The following is a 10,963-nucleotide window of genomic DNA, read 5'->3' on the forward strand; positions in this document are numbered from 1 at the left end:
ATCTTCTTCGATTTGTCAAGTTTTATTTATACCAAATTAGATGAGCTTACCCTGGATATGTAAAGGAGTTAAAATAAATGCAATGCAGAGTTTCAAATGCGTTCCCAACAAGCAATTAGAAAATTTGCAGGCAGTAACTACGGTTCGACAGCCTTTGATAACGAAAAAAGGTCTGACCCTAGAGCGATGATGGACTTTCTCGCGGGTAATCAAAAAAAGACGATCGCCTCATCATTGCTACATTATTAAAAGCATTATTATTAGTTTTTAGTAACGTCACAACTTTACAAGAAGCTGTTGATTACATCGGCAACAGTTATGGAAGACTCGATTTTGGTTCCGCCTACCAAAACCGAGATTAGCGAGGAGTTAATAATTATCAGTTTTGAGTTTTTAATTAATAATATGTTTAAAACTGATCAACGCCACTTACTACAAAGGAGGAACCCCCGCAACGCAGTGGCTCCTCCTAACTCCTTAGCTATTACTAATATCCAACGATGTGTAGCACGTCACGAAGAACGCTATAACCAGCTAAATCCCAAAGCAAATAAGCAAGGAAGCCAATTGCTGCCAAGCGACCATTCCAGATTTCGGCTTGAGGAGTAAAGCCAAACAAAAATGCATTGCGATCTACGCCGTTGTATTCGGGTGCAACAAGTGGTAAATCAGTAGAAGAACGAGTTTCTTTAGTAGCCATTTTTTTCTCCAAAATTTAGTAGCTTTTCAGGTGTTAAATTGCTATCTATTAGCCAATCAGATGTAAAACGTCACGCAGGACGCTATAACCAGCTAAATCCCAAAGCAAATAGGCAAGGAAGCCAATAGCTGCCAAGCGACCATTCCATATTTCGGCTTGAGGAGTAAATCCAAACAAAAATGCATTGCGATCTACGCCGTTGTATGATGCTGCAACAGGTGGTAAACCAGTAGAAGGCCGAGTTTCTTGAGTTGCCATTTTTTTCTCCAAAATTTAGTAGCTTTTTAGGTGTTTAATTTCTATGTAGTAGCCAATCAGATATAAAACGTCGCGTAGGACGCTATAAGTGGCTAAATTCCACAAAGTAAATAAGTAAGGAAGTCAATGATTCCTAAACGACAGTTTCAGATTTCGGCTTGATGTGTCTAGCCAAACAGAAAATCATTGCGATCGCAACCATTACCTTCTGCTGCAATTATTCCCAAATCTCTGTCTGGAAGAACAAGTTGCCATCTTTGTTATCCTTAACAATTCGTTTGTTAACTTTAATGTACGCTATTAATAACTTAAATGCTTTATGCCTGTAGGCATAAACTACAACACATTGGTGCAGACAAATCCACCCTCTGAGGGTGATAAAAATCAAAATATAAAGAAATGTAACTTTTTAGTGTTAAACTATAATTGCGGAAAAATCAATCGTTGTGATTAAGCAATTAAAATTAAAAAGTGGCAGCCAAGAATTAGCCAGCTTTTTGAGTTCATACTCAACATTTGCACAGTTAGATAATAAAACTTATATCTTCTGCTGGATATAGTTTTCAGCCTTTGGGGAGATGCTTGAAACAGCTAAAGTCTACGATTCTGAGCTAAACAGAGTTAGGTATTGCCATAGGTACAAACATAAATACATACTAAGAGTTGCTTCTCAAGAAATTCTAAATTCCCTAAATTAAAACTTAGAACAAGGAAATACAATGTTCCAAAGTACGGAAATCATAGTGGGACTCTACAAACCACTATTGTGGTTAGCACAGGTTCCAGTAGAATCCTCAAACGTCACGCCAGCACAGGCATCGGTTCTCACTTCCGGGCCACGCTTTTTTGTGGCTTTAATCTCCGGGGTGATCTTAGCCTTTGCTTTCCAATTAGTTCTAACTAATCTCTCACTTGCAGCCGGTATTTCCTACCTGGGGCACTCATCTGACTCAGATTCGGATAGTGGGGAAGTCGGAAGTTTGGGCGGCAGCATTCGCAAAATCGGCACCGCAGTGGGGATTTGGACATTAGTCACTGTGACGATCGCCTTATTAATCGCTTCTTTTCTGGCGGTAAAATTGAGCCTTGTAATCTTAGACCCAGCATTGGGAGCGATTCTCGGCTTGGTAATTTGGGGTGCTTACTTTTTAATCCTCGTTTGGGTAAGTTCCACCACCGTAGGTTCCTTAATTGGCTCAGTCGTTAATACGGCAACTTCTGGGTTTCAGGCGATTATGGGCACAGCCACCGCTGCACTAGGCGCAAAAGCTGTCAATAACCAAGTTGTAGCGACGGCTGAAGCTGCCGCTAGCGCTATCCGTCGGGAACTAGGGAGCGCCATCGACCCTACAAGTATCCGGGAGAACATAGAGGATTACTTAGAAAAGCTCCGTCCCCCAGAGTTAGATTTGTCGAAAATTCGGAGTGACTTTGAAAATTTACTCAACGATCCGCAATTAAAAGCGCTCGCTGGGACTTCAGACATTCGCAACATCAACCGCGAAAAGTTTATCGAGTTAGTCAGCAGTCGCACCGACCTTTCCAAAAAAGACGTTAGTCGCATTGCCGATACGTTGTATAAAGTTTGGCAGCAAGTGGTAAGTCAGCAATCACCCACCCCAGACGGTCTGACTGAGTTAATCGATTATCTGAAATCAGTTCCAGCAGGACAAAGCAAGACAGATGAACTCAACGCCAAACTGGATCGGTTAGTAGCAGAAAAGCGTGATTCCAAACAAGCTGACCAAAAGGCAGCTCCAGGGCTAATTCAAAGTACACTCCAGCAAGGACTATCTGCCTTAACCGCCACTGTGTTGGGACGGACAGATTTGCCTGATTTGGATGTGGAAAAAATCTTGGGTAGCCTCACTACTGCCAAAGAGAAAGTCACTCAACAAGCAGATAAGCTAGGTTTACCAACACCATCGCAACCCTATAGCCCTATTCGGGCTGATATCGAAAACTACCTGCACAACACTTATGCTTGGCAACTGAGTCCGGAAAAAATCGCTCAGGAATTTCGTGATGTCATCTACGACCCAGCAGCTGACCCAGGAATAGTCCGCAGGGAACTAGAACGTCTATCCCGCAACGATTTTGCCAACATACTGCAACAACGGGGACTGCTTACCCAAGCCCAAATTCAGCGGATTGCAAATCAGCTAGAAGTTGTCCGCAAAGATGTACTAGTGATAGTTACAGGTGTTGAAGAAAGAGAGATAGTCCAAGACTTACAACGGGCAGTGGAAAGTTATCTGCTCGTTACCCCAAAAGCAGATTTGACAGCCGAAGGCATTGAGCAGAATTTTAAACCACTGTTACAAGACTCAGAGGCAGATTATGAAACTCTGACATTGCGACTGGCGCACCTTGAACGTCAAGAGATCCGGGATATATTGCTGCAACGTAATGATGTCCAGCTATATGAAGTAGACAGCATTCTGGATGAGTTGGAAAAACAACGCGATCGCGTCTTGGTAGAATCCAAAGGATTAGCAGAACAGGCACAATATCAAGCAGAAACCCTGTGGCTGAATGTAGAATCATATCTGCGTAATACTGGGAAATCAGAACTGAATCCTGATGCCATCCGCGCAGAGTTTAAAAAGCTACTGGAAGATCCTCAAGCTGGAATTACCTCAATTCGGGCCCGGTTGTCTCGCTTTGACCGCGATACCTTAGTGCAATTGTTGAGTCAGCGGGAAGATTTGAGTGAAGATCAAGTTAATCAAGCCATCAATGCTGCTGAGGAGTCGTGGCATAACATTCGCCACACACCGCAAGCTGTTGTGGAAAAAGCCAAAGAGCAATACGACTCTGTTACCACCACGATCGCAGATTATCTGCGGAATACTGGTAAACAAGAACTGAACCCAGAAGGTATCCAGCGAGATTTGACCAGATTGTTTGAAAATCCCAAAGATGGAGCTGTCGCACTGCGGCGTCGGTTGTCACAGGTAGACCGAGATACACTAGTGAAGTTGGTCAGTCAACGCCAAGACTTAAGTGAAGAACAAGTCAATGAAATCATTGATTCTACACAAACTTCGATTCGCAACTTTGTGCGTGCGCCTCGTCGCCTAGCTACCCGGACACAGCAAAGAATAGAAACATTCAAAGGTAATCTGGAAGACTATTTGCGACAAACTGGCAAAGAAGAACTCAACCCAGAAGGTATCAAGCGCGACTTGCAATTATTGTTGCACGATCCGCGAGTTGGGGTAGAAACTTTTAGCGATCGCCTTTCCCATTTTGACCGTTCTACGATCATCGCCCTGCTAAAAATTCGGGAAGATATTTCCGATGAGGAAGCGGCACGGATTGCGGATAACATGGTGTCCGTAAGGGATCAATTTGTAGAACAAGTGCGGAACATCCAACGAGGCATTCAAGATGCAATTGATGGGGTTTTCGGCCGCATCCGTAACTATCTCAACTCCTTAGATCGCCCGGAACTCAATTACGATAGTATCAAGCGCGATATTCGCACTGTTTTCGACGATCCGCAAGCGGGGTTTGATGCCCTGCGCGATCGCCTATCTTCTTTTGATCGTGAGACCCTGGTGGCAATTATGAGTTCTCGTGAGGACATCTCCGAGGAAGATGCCAACGGCATCATCGACCAAATTGAACGGGCCCGTAACACAGTATTGCAACGTGCAGAACGCATACAGCAAGAAGCCCAACGCCGCCTAGAACAGGTGAAGCAGCAAGCACAGCGGCAAGCTGAAGAAACCCGCAAAGCCGCAGCTACAGCCGCTTGGTGGCTATTTGCCACAGCATCAGTCTCCGCAGTTTTCTCTGCATTAGGAGGAGCGATCGCTGCAAGGCCGTAGTTTAACAAGTTTTCTCCGCTAACTTTTAAGCCTCCCATACCGGGAGGCTTTTTTATGTTCCGCAGACTTACACGCCATGCTGCTTAAACCATGCCAGGAGACGTTTCCAACCTTCTTTAGCTTCTTTCTCGCGGTAGGAGGGGCGATAATCGGCAAAAAAAGCATGGGGTGCATCGGGATAGACGATGATTTCAGATTTGCTGCTGCTAGACTTTAAGCGATCGCGCATTTGCTCTACTGTATCAATGGGAATACCCGTATCCTTCCCACCATAAAGTCCGAGAATCGGGACTGTTAGTTTTGAGGCAATATCGACCGGATGCTTGGGCGTTAGTTTGGTAGCATCGCCCACGAGTCGTCCATACCACGCCACACCTGCCTTCACCTTAGGATTGTGTGCTGCATATAACCAGGTAATGCGACCGCCCCAGCAGAAGCCTGTAATTGCTAATTTGTCGGCATTACCTTTAGCTGATTTCACCGCCCAGTGTACGGTGGCATCGAGATCGGATAGCACCTGGGCATCTGGCACTTTGGCGACAATTGGGCGAATTTCGTCTATGCTGCTTAATTTCGAGACATCACCTTGACGCACGAATAATTCGGGTGCGATCGCTAAATACCCCAACTTGGCAAAGCGACGAGTGATATCCTGAATATGCTCGTGTACTCCAAAGATTTCTTGGATTACCAGGACGATGGGGAAATTTTCACCAGTGGCAGGTGCTGCTCTATAGGCAGGAATTTCCCCATCTTTGACCGGAATTTTCACCGCACCAGCTACCAAGCCCTTGGAATTGGTGGTAATGACTCCGGCAGAAATGGGTTGCACTGCTAGGGCAAAACCCGTCGCTAGGGTGGCTGTTGCAATAAATTTGCGGCGAGTTACTTCTTGCATCATCTCTATCTTGAATTGGCGAAAGTTTTATTGTTGGTTAACCGTACAGTACTATCATGCGAATACTACGGTTTACCAATTAGTTTACTGCAATACTGGCTGCGTTTGCTACCTCAGTTTTCGCCTGTAGAGAAAGAGCGATCGCCTTATTTTTACCGATTTATCCAATCTTCTCCACCAGCTAATTGATTATACAAATAGCAAATACTACAGGGAATTTACGTAAATATTATCGGAGCAGAAAAGGCAAAAGGTAAACAATTCTTTTGCCTTCTGCACTTTGACTTTTGATGAAAATCTCACGAATTATGGAGTTTGAAGAAAACACCGCCTTTGAGTGATCGCGTCTCAGTTCCATAACTACTGACTGTGAGCGATCGCAGATTGTTAAAAAATGGTTTGCCTAAGACTTCCACTAGTTTGAGAATCGGTACTTGACGCTCTAAAAAATTCTGGCTCTTTGTCCAGTCAAGATATATATAGCCTTGGTTTGGTAAGGGAATTGCAGCGATACTATCTTGGAAATTGGGATTGTCAATTATGGAATTATCCTTGATTGTGAGAATTTCATCAATAGTCTCTAAGTCAGACGTGAAAATTTCATAATTTCCTAAAGTTGTATGTAATCCCCGCACTTTTGTTTCAATGCTGAAAGATGCTCCCTCTTTGGCATCACTTTTTTTAGTCGCAGTAATTAACTCTGTCCAAGCCGAGATTTTTTGCTTGTCTATAGTCAGAGGATTGATACTGAGTCCATTGGATGAAGCGATCGCATCCAAACGAGCAACGCCTTGTTCTACACCCTCGGATTTTTCCACCACAAAAATCCAATGAGGGTTTGTTTGCTCTTTCTCAGGTAACAATGCTATGGCATATTCTCCCTGTACCCAGCTAAAAATATCCTCTGGTAAGTTTATGCCCCAGCGTTTTTGAATATCCACTAAGGGTTTTGCTAATCGAGAAACCACATCTTCCTCAGAACCATATATGGTTGCTGTCGCTTGTCTCCAGAGTTTGGCTAAATCACTGTTACTCAAATTACTCAAATTCGAGCCAGAAATTGCCAAACCTGCGGACGCTGGAATATACTGCAATGCTCCCACAGGTTTAGATAGTGGTACAGATGTGGGGACAATTTCCGATGAAGTCAGAAAGGTGGTTTCTGCTAGCAATCCTTTGGGGTTTAACGCCAAGGATATGATTTGGCTGTTATAAAGTTGTTCTGGTAACTCTAACCCTTGCCATTTTGCCACAATGGGAACATTCAAGAAAGCTACAGCTAAACCCCCTTTGGGAAGTTGTTTTGTCGCTTTTTGGTATTCGAGCGAGCTAGTCAAATTCAGATCGGGCGCTTGGACATTATTGATCGCATCTCGCAACACCTTCGGATCGTTGGCAAACAACACAAAGCCTTCACCAACAACAGCACCTGCAAACAAGTCCTGCTCTGGTTGAGAATTGTCGTAAATCAGCTTTACGCCTTTGTATTGTTCAACAGCTAAGTTTGCTCCAGCTAACGCCCGTTTAGAAAACAACAACTCAACAAACTCGCGGCTTTTTTCTGGTTGCTTGGTTGCTAGTGCCAATAGATACCCTGTCTGCTGTCCGTTTTCTAAGTCCCGATCAATATCTAAAGTAGTGATAGCTAATGTAATTTCATCCCCTAACCAGGGTTGAATATCTTGTTTGTAATCTATGCCACTCTTGGCGAATAAACTGGTTTTGAGTTTAGATAGTTCCTCTTCCCGTTCCAACGCCTGCAAACGGTCAGGATTCGCCTGTAATGAAACCATTACAGGCGAAAGTTTCGACACAAATATGGCTGCACTAGGCTGGGAGGTAGAACCAATGAGGTTAGCCGGACTTTTGCCGAAAAACCAGTAAAAGCCAGCGATCGCAATTACTAGCACTGCGATCGCACCAGCGACGATAAAACCGATAAATGAACGTTGCCTATTCACATTAAACCTATTAATAAAGACGGTTTACAGCCATTTAAGCAGAAAGCTTACCAGAATTAATCAGCCCCCTTGAGAATGGATGCTGATGCCAAGGCAGAGATTTTCTGTCACCATAAATAATATTAGGACTGTTTACGAAAACCTCATGACAGGGAACTCATGAACCAAATTAGTGTAGAAAAACTGGCGCAACATCTTTCTTCTAGTGATCAAAGTATTCAGCTAGTAGATGTGCGTGAACCAGAAGAATTGGCGATCGCTAGCATTGAGGGCTTTGTTAATCTACCTTTAAGTCAATTTGCCGAATGGGGAGATCAAGTAGCCACTCTCTTCAATCCCCAAGCTGAAACTTTTGTGCTATGTCACCACGGCATCCGCTCCGCCCAAATGTGCCAGTGGTTAATTGCTCAAGGTTTTACAAATGTGCAAAATATTTCTGGTGGTATTAATGCTTACTCCCTATTAGTTGACCCTTCAATTCCCCAGTATTAATTCCTGACTGAATCCATGACTTAGCTGGGATTTACTCTTCCATCTGGCTTCTGCTATTGTAAAAAGAGGACTGCATCAACTTAGGGTTTTGAGGGGAAACTTTATACCTTTTGCTAGTAGAGTATATATTCACGCAGCTTTTCGGCCCAAATATATCAGCTATTCCAGAAAAATACGTATTCAATAATACTGTTATAAGTTTAAAATTATGCAAAAATACTGTTATGAGTAAAGGCAGCTTTTGCAGTATAAACCTAGCTCCGATTTCAAGGGCAGTCTCAATAAATGTTGAACGTAAACTTTAAAAATATTTATCATTAGAGAACTGTCTAATTTGGTATCTTAATTAATTATTAATAATCTTTGTTTGCGATCAAATCCAGAAATTTTTTCAGAGTTTGATTAAAATTTGCCTTCAGTAAAACATGCCATTATGCAAGTCCAGTTAACAAATCGACAACAGCATATACTTTGGGCAACAGTACGTCACTATATTGCTACAGCAGAGCCGGTTGGTTCAAAAGCTTTGGTTGATGAGTACGATCTGGGTGTAAGTTCAGCCACAATTCGCAATGTGATGGGCGTTTTAGAAAAGTCTGGGTTACTTTACCAACCACACGCCTCCGCCGGACGAATACCTTCAGACTCAGGCTATCGGATTTATGTTGACCAGCTAATTACACCTTCTCTAGGTTCGCGGAGCGTGTCGCAGACAGACGCTACACGTAGCTTGCTTCCACGTTCGCGTAGCGTCCCGCAGGGAAGTGGTACGGAAACTTTAGGGCGAGAAGTAGAGGTAGAACTGCAAAAGCTTCTCTACTGGGAAGATCGGAGTTTAGAAACCCTACTGCAAGGAGCTGCACAAATTTTAGCAACCTTGAGTGGCTGCATTAGTTTGATTACTATGCCTCAAACCACTACAGCGATAGTGCGACATCTGCAATTAGTACAAATAGAAGCCGGAAGGATCATGCTGATTGTGGTGACAGATGGTTATGAGACACATTCCAAGTTGATGGATTTGTCGCCAGTACCAGAGGAAACACAACGCGATCCAGAGGTAATTGATCGCGAGTTGCAGATTGTTTCTAACTTTTTGAATAGCCACTTACGGGGGCGAAGTTTGTTGGAATTAGCCAACCTTGACTGGAGCGAACTAGATCAGGAGTTCCAACGCTATGGGGAATTCTTAAAAAATTCAGTTGCCGAATTGACTCGTCGCACTCTTGCACCGACTGCAACCCAAATTATGGTTCGGGGTGTCTCAGAAGTTTTGCGCCAGCCGGAATTTTCCCAGTTACAGCAAGTACAAACGATTATCCACCTGCTGGAAGAAGAACAAGACCAACTATGGCGATTAATATTTGAGGAACCAGAGTCTGAGGATGTGGGGAAACCAAAAGTAACGGTTCGGATTGGGGCTGAAAATCCTCTAGAACCAATACGCACCTGCACCTTAATTTCTTCCAATTATCGCCGAAATTCAATACCAGTAGGAAGTGTGGGAGTTCTGGGCCCAACGCGCCTAGATTATGAAAGTGCGATCGCAGTCGTAGCATCTGCTGCTGATTATCTCTCAGAAGCTTTCAGTTATTTCAATCCTTAATATTAATAGGGATTAATCGGATCATCTGATATTTAGGGACAAGTCGCTACGGGTTTAGGCAGTGAATAATACAATAGTAGGCAGATAAGCCCAATTTGTAGCGGCATCAATAATTAATACTACTTAAATCTTTCATGGTTAGAAAAATTGCCTTTGTGGCGCTGTGGCTGGGATTCATTACCTATGCTTTTTTCCTCGCTCCTCCTGAGCAACCCGGCACATTCGAGTTAATTAAAAACCTTTCTATTGGCCAGTGGCAAGGCATTAACCCGTTAGTCATAGCCCTATTCAACCTCATGGGCATCTGGCCTCTTATTTACAGCGCCGTAATATTTATTGATGGCAGAGGACAAAAAATACCTGCTTGGCTGTTTGCGATCGCCTCTTTCGCAGTTGGTGCTTTTGCCTTGTTGCCATACTTAGCCCTACGAGAACCAAATAATAATTTTGTCGCTAAAAAGAATGCCTTCCTGAAGCTGTTAGATTCTCGTGTGACTGGGGTTGTCTTAACTGTAGCCACGGTTATTCTAGTTGCCTACGGTTTAACAGGAGGAGATTGGGACAGTTTTGTGCAGCAGTGGCAAACCAACCGCTTTATTAATGTGATGAGTTTAGATTTCTGCCTACTTTGCCTATTATTTCCCACATTGCTAGGGGATGATATGGCGCGTCGCAGTTGGAAAAATCCGCAGTTGTTCTGGTTAATAGCATTGATACCGCTATTCGGCCCATTGATTTATTTATCTGTGCGTCCACCTTTACCAGAAGTGGGTATAGAGTCAATATCCAAGCAGGTAGCAGCGAATTGACGAAGAATAAAGTCCATAGTCGTAGCCCCTACCGATTCTAAACAGAATTTAGGCAAAGTCCCCTTTTCAGGGAATTGGGGTTTTTCTGTTGCGGGTGCGTAAATCCCAAGAGAAAAATTTTTCTGAAAGTACTTTACAAAACGCAATAAATTGTTTAAGATGTGTAACAGGTAATCAAACCTACCTAATTCATTCACAAATAATCGCATTTATAAAATAATGACAACCACCTTACAACGTCGCGAAAGCGCCAACGTATGGGATCGATTCTGCGAGTGGATCACCAGCACCAACAACCGGATCTACATCGGTTGGTTCGGCTCCGTGATGATCCCCACCTTGCTAGCAGCCACCGCCTGCTTCGTAATCGCCTTCATCGCCGCACCTCCAGTAGACATCGATG

The 10,963-nt window shown here is 43.6% G+C and carries 10 protein-coding genes and 2 pseudogenes; 7 read left to right on the forward strand and 5 right to left on the reverse strand.

Annotation, left to right across the window (positions count from 1 at the left end; genetic code table 11):
* The first annotated feature begins 96 nt into the window (after window positions 1-96).
* Complete coding sequence (locus tag PUQ00_RS30385; RefSeq protein WP_300423484.1) at window positions 97-249, forward strand: hypothetical protein; 153 nt, start codon at window positions 97-99, stop codon at window positions 247-249.
* A 238-nt stretch (window positions 250-487) separates the two neighbouring features.
* Here PUQ00_RS30385 and PUQ00_RS30390 read toward each other — a convergent pair whose 3' ends face one another.
* The 3 genes and pseudogenes from PUQ00_RS30390 to PUQ00_RS30400 all read right to left on the reverse strand — a co-directional run bounded on the left by PUQ00_RS30390 (window position 488) and on the right by PUQ00_RS30400 (window position 1,185).
* Window positions 488-700, reverse strand: coding sequence for a high light inducible protein (locus tag PUQ00_RS30390; RefSeq protein ID WP_300423485.1), 213 nt, complete (start codon window positions 698-700; stop codon window positions 488-490).
* A gap of 48 nt (window positions 701-748) precedes the next feature.
* Window positions 749-958 carry a high light inducible protein gene (locus PUQ00_RS30395; protein ID WP_300423487.1) on the reverse strand — a complete coding sequence of 70 codons (210 nt, stop codon included), beginning with the start codon at window positions 956-958 and terminating at the stop codon, window positions 749-751.
* A gap of 15 nt (window positions 959-973) precedes the next feature.
* Window positions 974-1,185, reverse strand: a pseudogene (locus PUQ00_RS30400) (high light inducible protein).
* A gap of 492 nt (window positions 1,186-1,677) precedes the next feature.
* Between PUQ00_RS30400 and PUQ00_RS30405 the strand changes: the two are divergent.
* Window positions 1,678-4,794: an MFS transporter gene (locus tag PUQ00_RS30405; protein ID WP_300423489.1), complete on the forward strand. Its 3,117-nt coding sequence runs from the start codon at window positions 1,678-1,680 to the stop codon at window positions 4,792-4,794.
* 67 nt (window positions 4,795-4,861) lie between these two features.
* Here the strand turns inward: PUQ00_RS30405 and PUQ00_RS30410 are convergent, their stop codons facing one another.
* Window positions 4,862-5,692: a dienelactone hydrolase family protein gene (locus PUQ00_RS30410; RefSeq protein WP_300423499.1), complete on the reverse strand. Its 831-nt coding sequence runs from the start codon at window positions 5,690-5,692 to the stop codon at window positions 4,862-4,864.
* On the opposite strand from PUQ00_RS30410, the gene PUQ00_RS30415 reads away from it, so the two are divergent.
* The gene (locus PUQ00_RS30415) at window positions 5,687-5,881 is read left to right on the forward strand and encodes a hypothetical protein (protein WP_300423490.1); all 195 of its coding nucleotides are present in this window, start codon (window positions 5,687-5,689) and stop codon (window positions 5,879-5,881) included. The genes PUQ00_RS30410 and PUQ00_RS30415 overlap by 6 nt on opposite strands.
* Before the next feature lie 110 nt (window positions 5,882-5,991).
* Here the strand turns inward: PUQ00_RS30415 and PUQ00_RS30420 are convergent, their stop codons facing one another.
* On the reverse strand, window positions 5,992-7,653 hold the full coding sequence (locus PUQ00_RS30420) for a DUF3352 domain-containing protein (protein ID WP_300423492.1): 1,662 nt from the start codon (window positions 7,651-7,653) through the stop codon (window positions 5,992-5,994).
* Window positions 7,654-7,812: 159 nt separating this feature from the next.
* Between PUQ00_RS30420 and PUQ00_RS30425 the strand changes: the two genes are divergently transcribed.
* From PUQ00_RS30425 to PUQ00_RS30440, 4 genes and pseudogenes are all read left to right on the forward strand, one after another.
* Entirely contained in the window at window positions 7,813-8,145 is a 333-nt protein-coding gene (locus PUQ00_RS30425; protein WP_300423494.1) for a rhodanese-like domain-containing protein, read from the forward strand.
* A gap of 433 nt (window positions 8,146-8,578) precedes the next feature.
* Window positions 8,579-9,751 (forward strand): heat-inducible transcriptional repressor HrcA, encoded by a 1,173-nt coding sequence (locus PUQ00_RS30430; protein ID WP_300423496.1) that lies wholly within the window; start codon window positions 8,579-8,581, stop codon window positions 9,749-9,751.
* 134 nt (window positions 9,752-9,885) lie between these two features.
* Complete coding sequence (locus tag PUQ00_RS30435) at window positions 9,886-10,560, forward strand: DUF2834 domain-containing protein (RefSeq protein WP_300423497.1); 675 nt, start codon at window positions 9,886-9,888, stop codon at window positions 10,558-10,560.
* 219 nt (window positions 10,561-10,779) lie between these two features.
* Window positions 10,780-10,963: pseudogene (locus PUQ00_RS30440) on the forward strand (photosystem II q(b) protein); the annotation flags it as partial.

This window comes from Nostoc sp. S13, assembly GCF_029379315.1.
In the GTDB taxonomy this organism is placed as follows: domain Bacteria; phylum Cyanobacteriota; class Cyanobacteriia; order Cyanobacteriales; family Nostocaceae; genus Nostoc.